Raw genomic sequence first — 19530 nt, 5'->3', positions numbered from 1 at the left:
CCGCTGCCTGGAAAGGACTCACCGTCATGGCGTACCTGACCGCGTCCGTCGTGCTCCTCGGATTGCTCGGCTTGCTCAATCTGACCCTGACCTTCGGCGTCGTGCGCCGGCTGCGGGAGCGGCCTGCGGACGCGACGGGCGGCGAGATGAGCGTCCCGGCGCTCGTCGCGGCCTCCGGGGACCTCATCGGGACGTTCTCCACGGTCGACACGGAGGGCGACTTCGTCGACCAGGACGTACTGGACGACGGCTCGATGGTCCTGTTCATGTCGCCGGGCTGTCCGGCCTGCGAAGACCTCCTGCCGCTGGTGGCGGAACGGGCGGGGCAGTACGGCAGGGACCGAGTGCTTGCGGTCGTCACACGCGACGAGGAGAAGGAGGCGCTGCTCGGCGAGTACCTGAGGCGGTTGTCGCCGGTGGCTCGGGTGGTCGTGACGGAGTTCGGCGACGAGGTGACCCAGGCGTTCGCTGTCAGGGGCATGCCGGCGTACGTGGAGGTGGGGGCCGACGGCCGGGTCGCGGGCAGCGGCCGGACCCTTCCCCGCCGTGCGGACCGGGCCGGTGCGGCCGGATGAACTGGCCCAGGGACAAGCAAGCGCGGAGGAAGGACGGCGCACGCACCCCGAACGACGAGCGCACGCGCAGGAATGACGGAGCACGCAGCGCGAAGGGCGCGCCCGCCGTCAAGGAGAGACTCGCCCCGAAGGAGGCGCTCGCCTCGACCCGCGCGGCGATCGTGCTCGCCTGGCAGGCGGCGCCCGGCAGCACCGTCACCCTGCTGCTGATCACCCTCGCGGCGGCGGGGGCACCGGTTGCCGCCGCGTGGCTGACCCGGCTGGTCCTCGACGGCCTGACCGGGGCCGGCGACTCCGCCCTGCTCGGGCTCGCCCTCGGCCTCGCCGCCATCGGCCTGACGGCGGCGTCGCTCCCGCCCCTCACCACGTACGCGGGCAACCGCCTCGGGCGGCCCACCAGTTACCGCGCCGTCGGCCGGCTCTACACCGTCGTCCATTCCTTCACCGGTCTGGCCACGCTCGAGAACCCGCGGTTCCAGGACCGGCTGCGCATGGCCCAGTCGGCCGGCAGCCAAGCCATCGGCGGGATCGTGCTCAGCGCCCTGCGCATCGGCGGCGGGGCGCTGACCGCCGTCGGGTTCGTCGGTGCTCTGTACGCGGTGAGTCCTGAGATGACCGCTCTCGTCGTCGCCTGTACGGCGCCGGTCCTGACGGCGCAGCTGCGGCTCTCCCGGCGTCGGGCGCTGAGCGACTGGCGGATCGGCTCGGCCCGGCGAAGGGAGATGTTCTACCAATCACTGCTCTCCAGCCTCGACGCCGCCAAGGAAGTTCGCCTGTACGCATCTGGGGACTATCTGCGCGACCGAATGCTCACCGAACGACGCGCCGCCGACGCCGAGCACGCCACGATGGACCGGCGGCAGCTGGCCACCCAGTGCGGACTGGCGCTGCTCGGAGCCCTGGTCGGCGGGGCGGGGCTGGTCTGGGCGGCCCTCGCGGCCAGGCGCGGGGAACTGACCGTCGGGGACGTGTCGATGTTCGTCGCCGCCGTCGCAGGGGTGCAGACGGCGCTGTCCGGTCTGGTGAAGTCCCTGGCCGACGTGCACCACCTCCTCCTGATGATGCGCCACTTCCTCGCGATCGTCGGGACCGGCGAGGACTCGGACGACTCCCCCGCGGACGCGCTCCCGACGCTGCGTCGAGGCGTCGAGTTCCGGGACGTCTGGTTCCGGTACGACGAGGAGCACCCTTGGGTGCTGCGCGGTGTGAACTTGTTCCTGCCTCACGGCCAGGCGGTTGCTCTGGTGGGGGCCAACGGGGCGGGCAAGAGCACCCTGGTGAAACTGCTGTGCCGGTTCTACGAGCCGACCCGCGGCGCCGTGCTCTGGGACGGCGTCGACATCCGCCAGGTCCCCGCCGCCGAGTTGCGCAGCCGACTCGGTGCGGTGTTCCAGGACTACATGCATTACGACCTGACCGCAGCGCAGAACATCGCCCTCGGCGACGTCCGCGCGCTCGACGACCGCTCGAGGCTGGTCGCCGCCGCGCGCGCAGCGGGCATCGACCGGGAGCTGTCACGCCTGCCGCAGGGCTACGACACGATGCTGAGCAGGATCTACACCACCCACGAGGATGCAGAACCGGGCACGCTGCTGTCCGGCGGGCAATGGCAGCGGCTGGCCCTGGCCCGGGCCTTCCTGCGCGATGATCCTCAGCTCCTGATCCTGGACGAGCCGAACTCCGGTCTCGACGCGGAGGCAGAACACGAGGTCCACCTAAGGCTCCTGAACCATCGTCAGGGACGTACCAGTCTGCTGATCTCCCACCGGCTCGGCGCCGTCCGTGACGCCGACAGAATCGTCGTGCTTTGCGACGGTCGCATCACCGAAGAAGGCGACCACTGCGAACTCCTCGCGCGCAAGGGCACCTACGCCCGCCTCTTCACCCTCCAGTCCAGCGGCTATCGGCAGACCACCGGTCCGTGACGACCGAGGTTGGGGTGAGGAGAGCTCGGTCTCGAGCACGTGGCTGGGCACCAGGCTCGCGAGGGGCGCTCAGGCCTTCCGTAGCTCCGCGGCCTCGTCGCGGGCCCGGGTCGCGGCCGGTTCGTCCCCGGCCTCGGTGTGCGCGGTGGCCAGGGTGTCGAGGGCCACGGCGAGCCAGGTGCTGGAGCCAACCTGTCGCCAGAGCGTGACCGCGGCATCGGCGCGCACGAGGGCGAAGGCCGGGCGGCCGGCCGCGAGTTGCGCTTCCGCGAGGGCGTACAGTGTGGCCGCCTCGCCCCACAGGTTGCCGAACTCCCGGTACGTCCACAGGCTCTGCGCGAGCAGACGGCGCCCTTCGCGATGTTCTCCCTGGCGGACCAGGACGTCCCCGAGCCAGCAGGCGGCGTGAGTGGCGGTGAGGCGGTCGCCGAGGTCCGCGCTGATCGCTACCGCATGCCGGTAGGCCTCGGCGGCGGCCGGGTAGGCGCCCAGCGCGCGGTGGCTCTGGCCGAGACAGCGCAGGGCCTGGGCCTCCCCGGGCCGGTAGCCCGCGACCCGGCTGGCCTGCAGGCACTCCGTGAATCGCTCCATGGCGGCCTCGACGCGGCCTTGCTCGAGGTCGATGACGCCGAGGCCGTTGGTGGCGTAGACGAGACAGTTGATGTTGCCCGCCTGCCTGGCCAGCCCGGTGGCCGTCTCGAAGTGCTCAACAGCCGAGGAGTACTGGCCGAGGAGCCGGTGCACGTACGCCAATCCTGCGGTCGCCCCTGCCAAGTAGTTCGGCCCCTGTCCCTCGGCGAGCAGCAGCGCCTGTTCGAAGTGGTTCAGCGCCTCCGGATACCGGTCGAGGATGGTGGTGAGCTCGCCGAGGCAACGGTGGAGCTTCGCGGCGCTCGGCCGGTCGCCGCAGCTCAGCGCCGCCTTGAGCGCCCGGTTCTGCAGCCGCTCCCAGTCGTCGAAGTGGCCGCCGACCTGGAACAGGGTCGTGAGGGCGGTGGCCAGCCCGGCGGCGGGTGCGGTTTCCGTCCACTCCAGCGCCTGCTCGGCCACCTCGATGAGGAACTCGCGCTCGTCGGTGAACCAGGCCAACGGGTCGGCGAGCAGCCGGCGGGCGTCCTCCGGGGAGACCCGCCAGGAGACCAGCTCCGTCTGCGAGATGCCCTGGAAGTCGACGCTGAGGGTGTCCGCGGCGAGGTCGGCGAGGTGGAGGCTGGCCCCGACCAGGCGGGTGAGTGCCGCCGTACGGTCCTGGCGTCGGACGGCTCGAACCGCGCGCTCGCGGCCGAACAGTCGTACCAGGTCGTGCAGTTGATAGCGGATTCCGGTGGCGCCCACCGATCCGACCCGCACCAGGTGCACCTCGACAAGATCATCGAGCACGGCCTCCGCCGCGGACACGTCCACGTCCAGGAGCGCGGCCAGCGCCCAGGCGGCGAAGTCGGGTCCGGGCAGGAGCAGGGAGAGCATCCGCAGCGCGTGCTGGGTCGACGCCGCCATCCCCTGGTAGGTGAGTTCGAGGCTGGCCCGTACGGCGATGTGGCCGACTGCGAGCTCGTCGAGCTTCCGCTCCTTGTCAGCGAGGGCGCGGGCCACGGTGGCCAGGGGCCAGTGCGGGCGTGCGGCCAGCCGCGCGCCGGCCACCCACACCGCGAGCGGAAGGCCGCCGCAGGTCTCGACGATGGAGCGGGCCGAGTCGGGCTCAGCGTCGGTCCGGTCCGCGCCCAGCATCTCGCGCAGCAGAGCGAGCGCGGTGGCGGCGTCCAGCACGTCCAGGGGGAGCCGACGGCAGCCCAGCTCCGCCATCGTCGTACGGCTGGTGACGACGGCGGCGCACCGCACGCCGCTCGGCAGCAGATCGCGCACCTGCTCGGGCCCGGCCGCGTTGTCCAGGACGACGAGCACCTGCCGTTGGGCCAGCAGGGAGCGGTAGAGATGGATGCGTTCCGTCAGTTCCGCGGGCACCGTGCCGCCGCGGACGCCGAGCGCGCGAAGGAACGCGCCCAGGACTGTGAACGGATCGGCCGGCTCGTCGCCGAAGCCGCGCAGGTCCGCGTGCAGCTGACCGTCCGGGAAGCGGAGGGCCAGCCGGTGGCCCGTACGTACGGCGAAGGCCGTCTTGCCGACCCCCGCGGGGCCGGTGACCAGCAGGGTCGGCGGCCCCGGGCCGCCCGCGTCGAGGAGCCGGCAGGCCTTGTCCAGTTCGGCGTCGCGGCCGACGAACAGGGCGAGGTCCGCCGGCAGGAGCCGGGGGACGAGCTGTCGACCCGTCACGGGGTTCACGGCGGCGGCGCTGTCGTCTTCCGCTTCCTCGTCGGCGGGGGCGACGTGGACGTCGACGCCGGCGGCGATACGGGTGGCGACGCCGGCGGCGGCCGGAGCGGGATCGCCGAACAGGTCCGGATCCCCGGCCAGGATCCGCGCGTACAGCCGCTGCAACGCCGCGCCGGGGTCGACCCCCAGCTCGTCGGCGAGTCGCCGCCGGGCGCGCTCGTACTCCTCCAACGCCTCCGCCTGACGCCCGCACCGGCACAGGGCGAGGAGCAGCTGCCCGAGCACCCGCTCGTCGAGGGGATGTGCCTCGGCCCGGGCCACCAGTTCGCTCACGATTCGATCATGCTGCGCCAGGCGTAATCGGACGTCGACCAGCTCCAGTTGGGCGACCAGGCGCTCGCTGTCGAGAAGCTGGCGCTGCGCGTTGAACCAAGGAGTGTCCACTCCGGTGAACGCGGTGCCCCGCCACAGCCCCAGCGCCTCCCGCCACAGCGCCTCCGCCTGCTCGTCCGCAGCCGCCCGTCGTGCCCGGTCCGACAAGTCCCTGAAGCGATGCGCGTCCACCAGCGAAAGATCGACCGTGAGCCGGTAGCCACCGCCCCGCGCGCGTGCGATGGCCGTGCCGTCACCGGCCAGTACGGTGCGCAGCCGGGAGATGTAGCCGTACAGATTCCGGCGACCGTGCGACGGCTCGACGTCCCCCCACACCCGGTCCACCAGCGCATCGAGCGACACGGCGCGGTCCGCGTCGACGAGCAGCGCCGCCAGCACGCGCCGCTGCATCGCGTGCCCGACGTCGACCGGGACTCCGTCGCGCCGAACTTCGATGCTTCCCAGGACCCCGTAGCACGTGCCCATCGCTCCCCCTCACCGTGCCCTTGCCCGTTCGCACGCCACACCCTGAGCGCCACCGACCAGCTATTCAAGGCGCATTCAAGCTTTTCCGAAGGTTTCCCGATGTCCGTCCCGGCACCGTGAGTGGCCGGCAAAGAGGTGGCCCATTCACCGAGGGAGCAAGCATGGCAAGACGCATCGTCCAGGCGCTTCTGGTCTCCGCATCGGCTGTCGGAGCCCTGATCATCGCCCCCGCCCAGTCCAACGCGGCGGCCTCCGCCTGCCCGACTCCGCCCACCGTGGACGGGTTCTACGGGTACCAGGGAACCGTGAAGAGCAGCACGCCGCTGCGGACCGGCCCCGCGAGCACCTGCGGTGGCCGCTCCATCAGTGGGGCCGTGGCGGTGAGCTGCTGGTACGCGAACAGCGCCGGAAACATCTGGTACGCCACGACGCACTACGGGACGCTCCGGGACGGCTGGGTCTACGGCGGCAACTTCACCGCACTGGACATGAGCCTCAACGACGAGAACTACTGCGACGGTTGGTGATTCGTATGATGCGCAATGCTTCCCGGTTCGCGGTGGCCGCCGTGGGCGCGGCGGCGACGGTCCTCTGGTTCGCCACGTCGGCGCAGGCCGACGCGGTGGTGGGCAACGGGTACGCCACGGGCGGATTCATCGGCTACGGCGACAAGATCTGGGTCGAGCACTACGAGGGCCGCACCAGTTCGGTCGAGTGGTACACGGACTACGGGCGCTCGGGCTCGTGCAGCGTGACCGTCCCGGATGTCAGCAGGACGTGCAACTACGACATGCGGGAGAACGGCACCATCACCCTGTGGGTCTGCACGACGGGGCCGGGAATCGGTTCCGACGAGTGCAGCGTGGCCGTGACCGACCGGATCAACAGCTGAGGGTGGGGGTCGGACGGGGGGGAAAAGGGGTCCCGGTGTCACGGGGGCACCGGGGCCGCACGGTGAGGCCTCTCCTGTGGTCCGTGCGCCCATGAGGGCGCGGACGGGTACCCGGGCAGCTCCACGAAGCCCTCGGCATCACCATCAGCTACGACAACGCAACAAGGACCGCGACCGTACGGTCGAGGCCCTCACTTGCGTATCGCCATAGCGAGTGTCCGAGGGGGGACTTGAACCCCCACGCCCGATAAAGGGCACTAGCACCTCAAGCTAGCGCGTCTGCCATTCCGCCACCCGGACCAGGTGTTACCGCCGCTCACAGGGTGTTCCCCGCGGCGACATGGATAACTCTACCAGGGGTTCGAGGTGGCTCTGAACTGCATTTCGCGTGGTCAGTGGGGTGGGGAGACGTCTACGGACCCGTCCGGGCCGGGGCCCGGGGCGCCGCCACGTCCGGAGTGCGGAGTGTGGTCGTATGCATACGGACGGTGTTTGGTCGTCTAGCCTCGCAGGGTGAGCCGTGAACGCCGTTATCGCAGGCCGCGAGCCTTGTCGCCGTTGCGGGAGCATCTGCGGGACACCTTCTGGTTCGCGCCCACCGCGGCGCTGGTCCTCGTCTGTGTGCTGTGGGGCGCGGCGGATTCTCTCGACACGAAGATCGTGGCGGTACTCCAGGCCGAGCGCGACTACGACACCCTTCGCTACCTCATCGGCGTCGCGACCGACGCAGAGACGATCATCACCACGATCAGCGCTGCGATGATGACGTTCATCGGTGTCGTCTTCAGCATCTCGCTGGTCGCCGTCCAGATGGCCGCCGGGAACTTCAGCCCCCGGATCGTGCGGATCTTCATCAGGAGCAGGATCAGCAAGCTGACCTTCGCGGTGTTCCTGTCGACGTTCCTGCTTTCGCTGCTCGTGCTCACTTCGTACGAGAGCGAGACCGACCCTCGGGACGTGCGGACCGTGCCGCTGGTCCAGAGCGGGCTGACGATCTTCATGGTCGGGATCAGTCTGGTGCTGTTCATCGCCTACGTGACACAGACGCTGCAGCTGATGAAGGTCGGCCCGGTGGCCGAGCGGATCAACAAGGAATCGCTCAAGGTCCTCGCGAAGGTGCCAGTGCAGGGGTCCGACGGGACTTCCCTGGCGGCCGAGATCGCGCGGGTGAGCCATGACGGGCGCGCGGGAGTGCTGCGGGATGTGTACGTCGCGCGGTTGGTACGGGTCGCGCGGCGCAACGATGTCGTGCTCAGGCTGATCCCTCGGATCGGGGACTACGTGGTACCTGGAACTCCGGTGCTCGCGGTGCACGGGCAGCGGGTACCCGCGCCGTCCTCCCTCCGGTACACGGTGTCGGTCGGCGTCGAGCGCACGTTCCACCAGGACTTGGGGTTCGGGCTGCGGCAGCTCTCCGACATCGCGCTGCGGGCGCTGTCGCCGGCCGTGAACGACCCCACGACCGCCGTGCAGTGCGTCGACCGGATCGTCGGGTTTCTGGAGAAGCTCGCGGACCGGCCCCTGGGAGCTGTGCATCACCGGGACGGCAAAGGGGTCGTACGGCTGGTTCAGGACGGGCCCGAGTGGGTGGATCTGGTCGATCTCGCGTTCACGGAGATCCGGTTGCAGGCTGCGGGCAGCCCCCAGGTGTCGCGGCGGCTGATGGCGGGGCTCGACGATCTGCTGCGGCTCGTACCGCAGGAGCGGCGCGAGCCGCTGCTCCGGCACCGTACGCTCCTGGTCCAGGCCGTGGAGCGTACGGTGCGGGAGGTCACCGAGCGGGCGTTCGCGCTGGAGCCGGACCGGCAGGGAATCGGCTAGGCCTTGTCCGGCGGATCATGCCTGGGCCGTGATGGTCTGGCACGCCCGTCTGCGGCGCTGTCGTCCGGTGAGGGAGCAGAATGAGCGGCATGACCATGGTGAAGGACATCGATGTCCGCGGTATGCAGCACTGCGAGACGACGGCGCTGGGCGTGCTGCTGCGCCATGAGGGACTCGACCTGTCCGAGCCCATGCTGTTCGGGCTTGGCTCCGGACTGTCCTTCATCTACTGGGACAGCAAAGCCATGGGGTTTCCCTTCCTGGGAGGCCGGGTCAAGCCGTTCGAGCTCACCAGGAACCTGGCCGCCGTACTTGGGCTTCAGCTGCTGGTCGGGGAGACCACCTCCCCGCGCAAGGCATGGCAGAACGTGGCGGCACCCATCGACGCCGGTCGGCCGGTCGGCCTTCAGCTCGACAGCTACCACCTGGACTACTTCAGCACCAAGGTGCGCTTCGGCGGGCACGTCGTGGCCATGTACGGCTACGACGAACAGCACGCCTACCTGGTGGATACCGACCCGCAGGGCGGAGCCGTCTCGACCAGCCTCGCCGGCCTGGCCAGGGCGAGAGCCGAGCGCGGCCCCATGACCGCCAAGCACCGCTCCTTCACCATCGCAGCGCCCAGCAACCTGGCGTCACCGCAGGACCGGATCATCCCCGCGATCAAGACCTGCGCCGACGCCTTCCTGAACCCGCCCATCGCGAACCTGGGCCACCGGGGCATCGAGAAGACCGCGAAGCAAGTGCCGAAGTGGCTGCAGCGCAGCAACAATCCGCGGGGGGACCTGCCACGGGTCGCCGTCCTCATGGAGAGGGCGGGCACCGGCGGCGCCCTGTTCCGCAATCTCTACCGGGACTTCCTCGCCGAGTGCGCCCAGCTGATCGACAGCAGCCACCTGCGCACTGGCCACAGCCTGTATACCGAGGCCGCCACCCTCTGGACACAGGTGGCCGCACTCATCGGGACAGCAGGAGAATCCGGCGACGCGAAGAACCTCATGCAGGCCGGCTCCATCCTCCACGAGCTCTCGCGCATCGAACGCGATGCGATGCAGGCACTCAGCATGCTCTAGCACCTGTCCGGCCGATCTTGTGACTGCGCTGTGTCCAGCGTTGTTCCGGGCATGGGGCGGGATGATCCGAGCGATGCCGAGTGGGAACAGCTGGGGCCGTTCCTGCCGGTGAGCAACGGGCGTTGTGGCCGGTGGTGTGACCACCGGCAAGCGACCAAGACCCGTACAGGAAGCGCAACACCGTCGAACGGGCCATCAACAAGCTGAAGCATTCCAGGGCTGTGGCCACCCGGTGCGACAAGGGCCCCTACGTCTGCCTCGGCACCATCACCGCCGCGGCTCTCGCCGTCCGGCTCCGAACACGATCGCCCGGACAAGTCCTTAGCGGCGCCTTGTCCTGTTAGGGCGGCGGGGGCGGGCGTTGGGCTGGCAGTCAGGGAAGATGCCCGGTCGGCATCGGTCCGCGCGAGCCGCCATGCCCCATCCCTGGCCCTGGCCCTGGCCCTGGCCCTGGCCCTGGCCCTGGCCCTGGTTGGAGGATCCCCTGGCCGAATCAGAGCAGAAGACGCCAGGAGGGACGGGGTGAGTGAACGACTGTGCGTGGTCGAGCGGGCAGGCGACAGGTGGCCGCGGCGGCCGGGAACCCGGTCACCGCGGCCACCCGGGAGGGTCAGGACAACTGGCCGTCGTAGTCCGGCAGCTTGAACGTCCTTTCGGCGTGACCACCCACGAGGTCACTGCTCTTGTTGCCGATGTTGGCGATGATGGTGTAGCCCTTCGCCTCGATCTCGGCCCGCTTGCCGGTCTTGTACTTGCCGACCTCTTCGAAGAGGTCGGGCAGGTCCCGGACGTACAGACCGTCGACCGGGTATCCGACCTTCTTGAGGTTGTAGTCGGTGATCGAGGAGATGATCCCCGGGCGGGCGGTGACGAAGAAGACGTCCACACCGCGCGAGTCCGCGAAACGGGCGAGGTCGCGGACCTGCTGGACGGCAGGGGTCGGCCATTCCCAGAAGGGGTGGAAGTCCGTCTCGAGCGAGGTGTTGTCGATGTCGAGGACGATCGCCTGCTTCTTTCCGCCCGGCTGCGCGCTCCGCTGCTCGATGTAGGGGCGGGCGACGGCGACGACCGACGCCACATCACGCTGCCAGGTCGCGTAGTCGACGCCCGCCGCCTGTGCGGCAGTGGTCGCGGCCCGGGCCTGGGCGCCCTGCGGGGCCAGGGTCACGGCCGAGGCTGCGGGGGTGGCCATGGTGAGAGCAGCTGCCGTGAGGGCTGCGGCCACACCGGTTCTCCAACTGCGTGCATGCATTGGGGGGTTCTCCTGGGAGTCGGGGATTGCTCAGGAAGCCGTTCGCCGGGCTCCGGCGACAGCCTTGGCATGCTCGCGCTCAATGATGGACGGAAGGCAACATTCCATCTACCGGTCAGTAGCGAGAAGTTTCGATGACCTTCCGGGCACACGACTCCGCCCGCGACGAATGACTCGCAGCGGGCGGTACGGGCCGGAGGATTCGCTAGCAGCCCTTCTCGCGGAGCGAGTGGAGGTGCTCGCTCGACCTGCGGGCGAAGGTGAACGACTCGACGGGGTTGTCGTGTTCGGCCTGCCAATGGTGGTCGTGGCGACCGCTGCGGGTCCTGGTGACGGCCGAGATGAACCGCTTGTAGTCGATGTCGCCGTCCCCGACGTCCACCATGCGGTAGCCGTCGCGGGCGGAGTCGTCGCGTTCGCCGTCCTTGACGTGGAAGAGCGGATAGCGGTCGGGCTGCTTGAGGACGTAGCGGAGCGGGTCGAAGGGAGCGGGGGTGCCGTCCACGCGCTTGGAGAAGCGGAACTGGCCCGCGTACGCCCAGTAGATGTCCATCTCCAGGTACACGAGGTCGGGATCGGTCTCGGCGAGCAGGACGTCGTAGAGGCGTACGTCGGGCCTGTCGGTGGCGAAGGAGAACTCCTCGGCGTGGTTGTGCTGGTAGAACTTCATGCCACGGGCCCGGGCAGCGGCGCCGAACTCGTTGAACTCGTCGGCGCAGCGCTTCCAGCCGTCGACGGTGGCACCGTAGCGCCAGGGACCGGAGGCGGTGCCGATGTGCTTGAGGCCGAGTGCCTGGGCGTCGTCGAGGACCTTGTCGAGGTTCTGGGCGAAGGTGTATGCGTTCGGGTCGCCGTCGCTGTAGTAGCCGACGTGGCTGCCGATGGCGCGCAGTCCGTGGTCGCGGGTGAGCCGGCGGAGCTGGGCGAGGGTGATGGGGCCCGCCGAGCCTTGGGTGTATCCCGCGAACTCGACCTCGTCGTAGCCGTACTTCTCGAGTTCGGCGAAGACCGGGGCGAAGCCGAGGGTGGAGACCTTGTCGCGGAGCGAATAGAGCTGGATGCCGAGGCGTCCCGGGGGCAGCACGGGGCGGCTGCGGTCGCGGCCGGTGCCGTGGGCGGCGGCCTCCGGGGCGGCTGCGCCGAGGAGGGCGGCGGCGGTGGCTCCGGCGGCGACGCCGAGCATGCCGCGTCTGCTGAGCTTGTGGCCGAGCTCCGGGTCTGGGGTCCTGCTCGTGCGGCTCATTGTGGATAACTCCTCGTTGTCAGTGGTTTCTGGTTCAGTGGAGTCCAGCGAGTTGAAGCAGCAGGGACTTCACATCGGTGGCCGCGACGCGGCCTCCTACGGCGCGGGGGGTGGAGCACAGAATGAGCGGCCCGTTGTCGGTGTCATCGCTCGTGGGGAGGCGGCCATGGCTGCCGCGAATAGGTGAGGGGTCGAGCGGTACGACCGCCATGCGGTAGCGCATGCCGAGTTTCTTGCGGGCGAGGACTGTCGCGGCCCTGACGCGGACGTACGGGTCCTCGGGGTCCATGAACAGCTCGACCGGGTCGTAGCCGGGCTTGCGGTGGATCTCGACGAGCTGGGCGAAGTCGGGTGCCCGGTCGTCGTCGAGCCAGTAGTAGTACGTGAACCAGGCGTCCGCCTCCGCCACGGCGACGAGCTCGCCGGAGCGCGGATGGTCGAGCCCGTGGCTCTTCTTGCCTTCGTCGTCGAGCAGTTCGGCGATGCCGGGCAGTCCGGAGAGTGCCTCGCGAGTGGCGTCGAGGTCCTCGGGGCGGCGTACGTAGACATGGGCGAGCTGATGGTCGGCGACGGCGAAGGCACGGGAGGCCATCGCGTCGAGGTACTCCATGCCGTCCTGGGTGTGGACTTCGAGCAGGCCGGCGCGGCGCAGCTCGCGGTTGATGTCGATGTGCCGGGTGACGCGGGTGATGCCGTACTCGGAGAGGGCCACGACGGTGCGTCCTTCGCGCCGTGCGTCGTCGAGGAGGGGGGTCATGACCGAGTCCAGGTCGGCTGCGGCCTGCAAGGAGCGCGGGTCGTCGGGGCCGTACCGCTGAAGGTCGTAGTCGAGGTGGGGCAGGTAGCACAGCGCGAGATCGGGGGTGCGGGTGCGCAGGATGTGACGGGTGGCGTCGACGATCCAGCGGCTGGAGACGATGTCTGCGCCGGGGCCCCAGAAGTGGAAGAGGGGGAAGGTGCCGAATCTGTCCGTGAGTTCGTCGTGGAGCGCGGGGGGCCGGGTGTAGCAGTCGGGTTCCTTGCGGCCGTCGGCGTAGTAGACCGGGCGCGGGGTGACGGTGATGTCGGTGTCGGCGCCCATGGCGTACCACCAGCAGATGTTGGCGACGGTGTAGCCGGGGTGGGCGCGGCGGGCGGCGTCCCAGAGTTTGTCGCCGCGGACGAGGCCGTTGTGCTGGCGCCAGAGGAGTACGTCGCCGAGTTCACGGAAGTACCAGCCGTTGCCGACGATGCCGTGCTCCGAGGGAAGCGTGCCGGTGAGGAACGTGGACTGGGCGGCGCAGGTGACGGCGGGCAGGACGGTGCCGAGTGGGGCTTGTGAGCCGGCGGAGGCCAGCTGTTTCAGTCGCGGCATGTGGTTCAGGAGGCGGGGGGTGAGGCCGACGACGTCCAGGACGAGGAGGGGGGTGGGTCGCGCCGCGTCGCTCGTTGTGCCGGCGAAAGGGACGACAGTGCTGTCCCCGGAAGGGGTGTCGCCGGAAGGGGTGTCGCCGGAAGGGGTGTCGCCGGAAGGGGTGTGGCTCATGGGAGTTCCTTGAGGCCGAGGTCGGTGAGCAGGTCGCGCGCGAGGGTGAGTTCGGCGGCGATTCCGTCGGCGAGCTGGGTACGGCTGCGGGGACGGAGCTCGGCGGGAAGTGCCTGCCAGGTGTACGTCTCGACCTCGAGGTGGTGGGTGAGCGGAACGGGGCCGCCGACCAGGTGGGTAACGGCGTCCTGGAGCACGGAGAGGGTTGAGCCGAGAGGCGGTGCGGGCGGTGCGTGCAGGGGGACGTGGAAGTGGGCACGCCAGGGGGCGTCGTCGGGAAGGCCGTCGGTGGCCAGGGCCTCGTGGAGGTCGTCGGTGCCGCGCAGCCCCGGGGCCGACGTCGGGTCCCCTGCTCGGGCAGGTCGGGCAAGGGTGCGGGTCTGGTGGAGGAAGCGGGGCTCGGCGAAGGCGGCGAGCGCGTCGCGTACATCGGGGAGGTGGGGGTGTTCTGCGTGCAGCGCGGCGGAGAGCTGTGCTTTGGGGATGGTGATACCGGCGGCGGTGAGCGCCCCGAGTGCGGGGCCGGGTTCTTCGAAGGAGGTGGCGAGATGGCAGGTGTCGACGCAGATGCCGATGCGGTCGCTCGATATGGCGGTGAGGGGGCGGATCGCGTCAGCTGTTGTCTCCACGGTGCAGCCGGGCTCGGGTTCGAGGGCGATCCGGATGGACTTGCCGGTGAGTTCCTCGAGGGCGTCGAGGCGCTCGGCGAGGGTCGTGAGCGCGGTTCGGGCGGCGGCGGCCACGGTGTCGTCGAAGCGGGTCCGCCAGGCGAGCGGAAGGGTCGAGATGGACCCTTCGGTGATGTCGTCGGGAAGGAGCGAGGCGAGGAGACGGGCCAGATCGACGGTGTGGGCGAGGCGTTGGGGCTCGGCCCAGTCCGGGCGATAGACGCGGTACTTGACCTCGTCGGCGCCGAAGCCTTCGTAGGGGAAACCGTTGAGGGTCACGACCTCCAGTCCGCGCCGGTCGAGTGCGGCGCGCAGTCCACGCAGGGCCGCCGGGTCGGTGACCAGGGCCTGGGCCGCGTCCTTGGCGAGCCACAGGCCGATGCCGAGGCGGTCGCGGCCGAGGCGTTTGCGTACGGGTTCGCAGTGGTCGCGGAGCTGAGCGAGGACACCGGCGAGGGTTTCTGCCGGGTGGACGTTGGTGCAGTAGGCCAGGTGGACGGTGGAGCCGTCGGGGTGGCGGAAGCGCATGTGTGTCGCCTCCTCATTCCCCGCCGCGGAGGATGGAGTTGCCCTCGTGCAGGGCCTCGGGCGCCGGGACGTCGTACGGGTCGAGCTGGTCGAGCTGGTCGAGCTGCAGGCGACCGCTCTGGGCGTAGAAGGCCACGGGATTGCGCCACACGACCTGATCGACGTCATCGGTGCTGAAACCGGCCGCGAGCATGGCGTCGGCCACCTTGCGGGTCTTGAGCGGGTCGCTCCTGCCCCAGTCCGCGGCCGAGTTGACCAGGATCCTGTCGGTGCCGTGGGCCTTGAGGACGGCGACCATGCGGTCCTCGTCCATCTTGGTGTCGGGGTAGATGGAGAAGCCGAGCCAGCATCCGCTGCCGGCGGCGTCCTTCACGGTCGTCTCGTTGAGGTGGTCGAGGAGGACTCGTTCGGGGGCGAGGGCGGATTCCTGGACGACGTCGATGGTGCGGCGCAGGCCGGCGAGCTTGTCGCGGTGGGGGGTGTGGACGAGGGCGGGCAGGCCGTGGTCGGCGGCGAGCTGGAGCTGGGCCGCGAGGGCGGCGTCCTCCGCGGGGGTCATCGAGTCGTAGCCGATCTCGCCGACGGCGACGACGTTGTCCTTGACGAGGTAGCGGGGCAGCGCGTCGAGGACCGGTGTGCAGCGGGGATCGTTGGCCTCTTTGGGGTTGAGCGCGATCGTGCAGTGGTGGGCGATGCCGTACTGGGCGGCACGGAACGGTTCCCAGCCGAGGAGGGAGTCGAAGTAGTCGAAGAAGGAGGCGGGTGAGGTGCGGGGCTGGCCGAGCCAGAAGGAGGGTTCGACGAGGGCGCGGACACCCGCGGTGTGCATCGCCCGGTAGTCGTCCGTGGTCCGGGACGTCATATGGATATGGGGGTCGAAGATGCGCATCAGGGCTCCTCCGTGGGGGACGTCAGGGCAAGGACGCGGTGGAGGTCGGTGGGTACGGGGCGGCCGGCGGCGGTGCGTTCTGCGGCGTGGTCGCCGAGCATGCGGGCGAGTTCCCCGTCGCCCCGGGTGCGCCGCTCGAGGCCGTCGGCGCAGTCCACGGGCACTCCGGTGAACAGGCATTTGAGCAGTGCGTGCCGCCAGGAGTGCGGATCGAGGTGTTCGGCGGCGTACGGGCCGAGGGCAGCGGCGATGAGCCGGGTGTCATTGGTGCGCAGTGCGTCCTCGACGAGTGGGAGGCCGGCGGCGGGGTCCGGGGAGAGGAGGGGCAGAGCGAGGAGGACGGCGCGGCGCTCGGCGGCGGTGCCTTGCCGGTAGAGGCGGGTGAGGGTGGCCGCGTCGGCGCCGGCCTCGTGGAGAAGGAGGGTGCGTACGGAGTCGGCGTGCTCCTGACCGCAGTGACGGCCGGCGGCCGCGAAGCGCAGTTCCCAGCCGGGGACCGCGCAGGGGCCGGGGGCGTCTTCCGGGGTGCCGGTGGTGCGGGCCGCTTCGGCAAGGGCTTCGTGCAGCCAGGCACGGGCGGGGGCGCCGAGCCGGGCGTCGAGGTCCTCGCGGGTGGACGTCGTCATGCCGCTGCTCCTCGCGTGCGCAGGAACTCGATCGAGGCGCGGGCGAGTTCGGGGCCCGCGTGGGAGTGGCGGGGCAGTTCGACGACGGTCAGTCCCCGGTAGCCGACGGCGGCCAGTGCATCCAGGACGGAGGGGAAGTCGATCTCGCCGTCGCCGAGCGGAAGGTGTTCGTGGACGCCGCGGCGCATGTCCTCGATCTGGACGTGCCGCAGCCAGGGGGCGGCCGTCTTGACACAGTCCGCGGGCGATGCCGGTTCGAGGCACTGGCAGTGGCCGATGTCGAGGGTGAGACCGAGGGGTTCGGGGTCGCCGAGCAGGGTGCGCAGGTGATGGAAGTCCTCGAGGTTGGAGAGGAGATGCCCGGGTTCGGGTTCGACGGCGAGGGGGACGTGAGCGGTGGCCGCGGCGTCCAAAACGGGGGTGAGGGCGGCTTCGAGGCGCTGCCAAGCGGTGGAGTCGGACGTCCCGTGGGGGGTGATGCCGGTGAAGCAGTGCACCGCGTGTGCGCCGAGGTCCGCGGCGACCTGGACGGCGCGGAGGAGGAGTCCGGTGCGGGCTGCGCGTCCGTCGGGGTCCGGGTCGAGGAGCGAGGGGCCGTGTTTGCGGCGCGGGTCGAGGACATAGCGTGCGCCGGTCTCGACGGTGACCTCCAGACCGAGGTCGGCCAGGCGTCCCGCGAGCCGGCGGGTGCGGGCGGCGAGGTCGGGGGCGAGCGGGTCGAGGTGCATGTGGTCGAGGGTGAGGCCGACGCCGTCGTAGCCGAGGTCGGCGAGAAGGACGAGGGCGTCGTCGAGACGGAGGTCGGTGAGGCCGTTGGTGCCATAGCCGAGGCGCAGGTTCATGTCGGGCTCACCTTCCGGGCGAGACGCCGGGCGACGGGGACGAGCGCAAGGACGGCCAGTCCGGTTCCGGTCGCTCCGGTGCGGGCGGCGAGGGCGGCCTGCAGCGGGATCATGGCGCGGATCCCGGCGCCGACGGCGCGCTGGGTGAGGGGCGGGGAGGGGTTGAGGGCGGCGTGGAGGAAGGGGGTGAGGGTGGCGTGGGCATATGTGGCGGCGAGGAGACCCGTCGTGGCGCGGAGCCGACGGACCCCCGCGTCGCGCCGTCCGCCTCCCGCGTCCTCCGGACTTCGTGGCGCGGGCCGGCCCTCGCTGCGGGGTCCGGGACGGCTGGTCGTTGCCGCGACGGTGAGGGCCGTCGCCAGAGCCGCGAGAGGGGCAGTGGTGGAGCCGCCCTGGACTTCATGGCGGGAGACGGAGGTGATCGCGCAGGTGTGGGCACCGAGGAGGCCGGCGCTCGGCAGGGCGGCACGCAGGGCACCCGGACGAGTGGCCGATGCGCCGAGGAGGAGGTCCAGGGCGCGGGCCGACGCCATCGCCGCCGGCCCGGCCGGAGTGTGCTTGAGGTGCAGGTCGTACGACCAGACCATGACCGCCAGGGATGTGGCGACGGCGAGCGGGACCCTCCCCGCGCGGGCGGCCAGGGCCAGACCGGCAGCGGTGAGGGAGCTCGCCGCGGCGAAGGCCGCGGACGGGGTGACGCGGCCCGAGGGTATCGGCCGGTGGGGCCGGTCGATGGCGTCCTCGTGCCGGTCGGCCCAGTCGTTGAGGGCCATGCCCGCCTCGTAGAGGCAGAGCGAGGCGACGACGGCGAGAGCGGTGCCCCGGTTGGGGCGCAGGCCTGCGGAGGCGGCGCCCGCGAGCGCGTCACCGGGGACGGTGAACAGGGCGGAGACGCGGAGCAGTTCGGCCCAGGCCCGCGCCGTCCCGCCGCGTCCGGGTGCGGCCCCCGCTCCGGGGGGCACGGGCCCGATCGTCGGCCCGAGCCCGGGCCGGGCGGATTCCTCCCGCGTGGACGCACCGTGCGGCACGCCGGTTTCAGCCGGTACGCCGCCCTCAGCCGGTACGCCGCCCTCGGCCGGTACGCCGCCTCGCGCGTCCACACGCCCGGGTGCTGTCCGACGGGCTCCCCCGCGCCGAGGTCCGCCGTGGTTCGCCGCGTCGTTCCCGGGTTCGGCGGCGCCCGCCACGGGATCCGCCGGCGCCGGCTGCTCGCTGCGCGCATCCGGGCATCCGCACACGCACCGCGTGTCGCCGTGCCCGTGCCTGTGTGCCGCGCCCGCCCCCGCGACCCCCCACCGGCCTCGCGGCGCCCTGCGTCCCGTCGCCGGGCGCGCCTTCGGGGGTGACAGCCATGCCAGGCCGCGAAGGGCGGTGAGGAGGCGCCGTCGGCCGCCGCCGCGTGTCACCGGTTCTCCCGGAGGCGGTCCGCGAAGGCGACGAGGGCGGCGTACTGGTCCGGCAGAGCGGCCGGTGCGCCCGGGTCCGGGTCCTTGAAGTAGAAGGCGAGCTCGGGAAGGGGGCCGCGGATGCCCGCCTCGTGGGCGCGGGCCAGCAGCCGGGCCAGGTCGAGGACGAGCGGGGCGGCGAGGGCCGAGTCGCAGCCCTGCCAGGTGGTCTGCAGCACCATGCGGGTACCGAGGAAGCCGTCGAAGGCGATGTGGTCCCAGGCGGTCTTCCAGTCGCCGAGCGCCGGGACGTCGTCGATGTGGACCTCGCCCTCCGGTGCGGCGCCGAGGGTGTCGGCCAGGACGCGTTCCTTGCCGGCGTTCTTCGCCGCGGCCGCGGCGGGGTCGGACAGCGCCGCCCCGTCGCCCCCGCCCAGCAGATTGGTGCCGGACCATGCGCGCACCGACAGGGCCCGCTGGACGAACATCGGGGCGAGTACGCAGCGGAGCAGCGTCTGGCCCGTCTTGCCGTCCCGGCCCGCGTGCGGAAGTCCACGGGCGGACGCGTTCTCGGCGAGGGCGTCGGTGCGCAGCCCGGTGGAGGGGGTGAAGTTGACGTAGGGGCAGCCGGCCTCGGTCGCGGCCGCCGCATAGAGCGAGCTGGCGGGGAGCCGTACGGAAGCCGGGTCCGGGACGGGCTCCGTGGAGGCGACGTTGACCACGACCACTCGGGCGAGCCCGTGGCGGTGCCGGAAGGAGGCGATGTCGCACGCGAACGCGGCGATCAGTTCCGCGTCGGTGCGGGTGTCCCCCGGAAGCGGTCCGCCGGCCCGGATCTCCTCGTCCGCCGCGGTGAGTTCGGTCCCTACCGCCGCCGGCAGGCCATGGGGCAGGACGCCGCCCGCCGCCAGTTGCTCGGCCCGTTTCGGCAGTGGGCAGTTGACGGTGTCGTGGCCGCCGAACACCAGGGATGACAACGATGGCAGCCGGGACGCGGCGAACGGCGCGGTCTCCGTCACCATGCCCGTCGCCGGGTGCAGCCCGGCGGTCACCGCCGCGCAGCCGGCGACCGCGGTGGTGGCGACGGAGCCGCGGGCTCCGACCAGCCAGACCCCGGTGCGCGACACTGTTTCGTTCCTGTTCGTCACAGGCTGCCT

The 19530-nt window shown here is 71.1% G+C and carries 16 protein-coding genes, 1 tRNA gene and 1 pseudogene; 7 read left to right on the top strand and 11 right to left on the bottom strand.

The window, feature by feature from the left end:
- Positions 1–26: 26 nt before the first annotated feature.
- Both ACFU5O_RS06235 and ACFU5O_RS06230 read left to right on the top strand, forming a co-directional pair.
- Positions 27–575 (top strand): TlpA family protein disulfide reductase, encoded by a 549-nt coding sequence (locus ACFU5O_RS06235; protein ID WP_384237015.1) that lies wholly within the window; start codon positions 27–29, stop codon positions 573–575.
- Positions 572–2500 carry an ABC transporter ATP-binding protein gene (locus ACFU5O_RS06230; RefSeq protein WP_384237014.1) on the top strand — a complete coding sequence of 643 codons (1929 nt, stop codon included), beginning with the start codon at positions 572–574 and terminating at the stop codon, positions 2498–2500. The genes ACFU5O_RS06235 and ACFU5O_RS06230 overlap by 4 nt, the downstream gene beginning before the upstream one ends.
- A gap of 69 nt (positions 2501–2569) precedes the next feature.
- Here the strand turns inward: ACFU5O_RS06230 and ACFU5O_RS06225 are convergent, their stop codons facing one another.
- On the bottom strand, positions 2570–5629 hold the full coding sequence (locus ACFU5O_RS06225; protein WP_384237012.1) for a BTAD domain-containing putative transcriptional regulator: 3060 nt from the start codon (positions 5627–5629) through the stop codon (positions 2570–2572).
- 161 nt (positions 5630–5790) lie between these two features.
- Between ACFU5O_RS06225 and ACFU5O_RS06220 the strand changes: the two genes are divergently transcribed.
- Together ACFU5O_RS06220 and ACFU5O_RS06215 are read left to right on the top strand one after the other, a co-directional pair.
- Positions 5791–6156: a hypothetical protein gene (locus tag ACFU5O_RS06220; protein WP_384237011.1), complete on the top strand. Its 366-nt coding sequence runs from the start codon at positions 5791–5793 to the stop codon at positions 6154–6156.
- A gap of 5 nt (positions 6157–6161) precedes the next feature.
- A complete protein-coding gene (locus ACFU5O_RS06215; RefSeq protein WP_384237009.1) occupies positions 6162–6521 on the top strand; it encodes a hypothetical protein in 360 nt (119 codons plus the stop codon).
- Between the two features lie 215 nt (positions 6522–6736).
- Here ACFU5O_RS06215 and ACFU5O_RS06210 read toward each other — a convergent pair.
- Positions 6737–6821 (bottom strand) — tRNA-Leu (locus tag ACFU5O_RS06210).
- 213 nt (positions 6822–7034) lie between these two features.
- Between ACFU5O_RS06210 and ACFU5O_RS06205 the strand changes: the two genes are divergently transcribed.
- The 3 genes and pseudogenes from ACFU5O_RS06205 to ACFU5O_RS06195 all read left to right on the top strand — a co-directional run.
- Positions 7035–8342, top strand: a complete 1308-nt coding sequence (locus ACFU5O_RS06205; RefSeq protein WP_384237007.1) for a DUF2254 domain-containing protein — start codon at positions 7035–7037, stop codon at positions 8340–8342.
- 89 nt (positions 8343–8431) lie between these two features.
- Positions 8432–9415 carry a BtrH N-terminal domain-containing protein gene (locus ACFU5O_RS06200; RefSeq protein ID WP_384237004.1) on the top strand — a complete coding sequence of 328 codons (984 nt, stop codon included), beginning with the start codon at positions 8432–8434 and terminating at the stop codon, positions 9413–9415.
- Between the two features lie 140 nt (positions 9416–9555).
- Positions 9556–9759 (top strand): annotated as a pseudogene (locus ACFU5O_RS06195) (hypothetical protein); the annotation flags it as partial.
- 266 nt (positions 9760–10025) lie between these two features.
- Here the strand turns inward: ACFU5O_RS06195 and ACFU5O_RS06190 are convergent.
- The 9 genes from ACFU5O_RS06190 to ACFU5O_RS06150 all read right to left on the bottom strand — a co-directional run bounded on the left by ACFU5O_RS06190 (position 10026) and on the right by ACFU5O_RS06150 (position 19521).
- Positions 10026–10640, bottom strand: coding sequence for an HAD family acid phosphatase (locus ACFU5O_RS06190; protein ID WP_384237001.1), 615 nt, complete (start codon positions 10638–10640; stop codon positions 10026–10028).
- 232 nt (positions 10641–10872) lie between these two features.
- Entirely contained in the window at positions 10873–11910 is a 1038-nt protein-coding gene (locus ACFU5O_RS06185) for a sugar phosphate isomerase/epimerase family protein (RefSeq protein ID WP_384236998.1), read from the bottom strand.
- A 34-nt stretch (positions 11911–11944) separates the two neighbouring features.
- On the bottom strand, positions 11945–13435 hold the full coding sequence (locus ACFU5O_RS06180; RefSeq protein WP_384236996.1) for an alkaline phosphatase family protein: 1491 nt from the start codon (positions 13433–13435) through the stop codon (positions 11945–11947).
- Positions 13432–14631, bottom strand: a complete 1200-nt coding sequence (gene eboE / locus ACFU5O_RS06175) for a metabolite traffic protein EboE (RefSeq protein WP_384236993.1) — start codon at positions 14629–14631, stop codon at positions 13432–13434. Before eboE ends, ACFU5O_RS06180 begins: the two co-directional genes overlap by 4 nt.
- A 13-nt stretch (positions 14632–14644) precedes the next feature.
- Positions 14645–15520, bottom strand: coding sequence for a TatD family hydrolase (locus tag ACFU5O_RS06170; RefSeq protein ID WP_384236991.1), 876 nt, complete (start codon positions 15518–15520; stop codon positions 14645–14647).
- Entirely contained in the window at positions 15520–16146 is a 627-nt protein-coding gene (locus ACFU5O_RS06165) for an EboA domain-containing protein (RefSeq protein WP_384236989.1), read from the bottom strand. Before ACFU5O_RS06165 ends, ACFU5O_RS06170 begins: the two co-directional genes overlap by 1 nt.
- The gene (locus tag ACFU5O_RS06160) at positions 16143–16988 is read right to left on the bottom strand and encodes a sugar phosphate isomerase/epimerase family protein (protein WP_384236986.1); all 846 of its coding nucleotides are present in this window, start codon (positions 16986–16988) and stop codon (positions 16143–16145) included. The genes ACFU5O_RS06165 and ACFU5O_RS06160 overlap by 4 nt, the downstream gene beginning before the upstream one ends.
- Positions 16985–17950 carry an SCO3242 family prenyltransferase gene (locus ACFU5O_RS06155; RefSeq protein ID WP_384236984.1) on the bottom strand — a complete coding sequence of 322 codons (966 nt, stop codon included), beginning with the start codon at positions 17948–17950 and terminating at the stop codon, positions 16985–16987. The genes ACFU5O_RS06160 and ACFU5O_RS06155 overlap by 4 nt, the downstream gene beginning before the upstream one ends.
- A 440-nt stretch (positions 17951–18390) precedes the next feature.
- On the bottom strand, positions 18391–19521 hold the full coding sequence (locus tag ACFU5O_RS06150) for an inositol-3-phosphate synthase (RefSeq protein WP_384236981.1): 1131 nt from the start codon (positions 19519–19521) through the stop codon (positions 18391–18393).
- Positions 19522–19530 lie beyond the last annotated feature (9 nt).

The sequence above is a fragment of the Streptomyces sp. NPDC057445 genome (genome assembly GCF_042802855.1).
Classification (GTDB): Bacteria; Actinomycetota; Actinomycetes; order Streptomycetales; family Streptomycetaceae; genus Streptomyces.
The sequence above is the reverse complement of the archived record's forward strand: the minus strand, read 5'-3'. Positions and strand labels throughout refer to the sequence as shown.

Bases quoted from the DNA above. Each gene is read 5' to 3' on its own strand.
- ACFU5O_RS06180 (WP_384236996.1), bottom strand. From the start codon at position 13,435: ATGAGCCACACCCCTTCCGGCGACACCCCTTCCGGCGACACCCCTTCC.
- eboE (WP_384236993.1), bottom strand. From the start codon at position 14,631: ATGCGCTTCCGCCACCCCGACGGCTCCACCGTCCACCTGGCCTACTGC.
- ACFU5O_RS06165 (WP_384236989.1), bottom strand. From the start codon at position 16,146: ATGACGACGTCCACCCGCGAGGACCTCGACGCCCGGCTCGGCGCCCCC.
- ACFU5O_RS06170 (WP_384236991.1), bottom strand. From the start codon at position 15,520: ATGCGCATCTTCGACCCCCATATCCATATGACGTCCCGGACCACGGAC.
- ACFU5O_RS06160 (WP_384236986.1), bottom strand. From the start codon at position 16,988: ATGAACCTGCGCCTCGGCTATGGCACCAACGGCCTCACCGACCTCCGT.
- ACFU5O_RS06200 (WP_384237004.1), top strand. From the start codon at position 8,432: ATGACCATGGTGAAGGACATCGATGTCCGCGGTATGCAGCACTGCGAG.
- ACFU5O_RS06220 (WP_384237011.1), top strand. From the start codon at position 5,791: ATGGCAAGACGCATCGTCCAGGCGCTTCTGGTCTCCGCATCGGCTGTC.
- ACFU5O_RS06185 (WP_384236998.1), bottom strand. From the start codon at position 11,910: ATGAGCCGCACGAGCAGGACCCCAGACCCGGAGCTCGGCCACAAGCTC.
- ACFU5O_RS06215 (WP_384237009.1), top strand. From the start codon at position 6,162: ATGATGCGCAATGCTTCCCGGTTCGCGGTGGCCGCCGTGGGCGCGGCG.
- ACFU5O_RS06235 (WP_384237015.1), top strand. From the start codon at position 27: ATGGCGTACCTGACCGCGTCCGTCGTGCTCCTCGGATTGCTCGGCTTG.
- ACFU5O_RS06230 (WP_384237014.1), top strand. From the start codon at position 572: ATGAACTGGCCCAGGGACAAGCAAGCGCGGAGGAAGGACGGCGCACGC.
- ACFU5O_RS06225 (WP_384237012.1), bottom strand. From the start codon at position 5,629: ATGGGCACGTGCTACGGGGTCCTGGGAAGCATCGAAGTTCGGCGCGAC.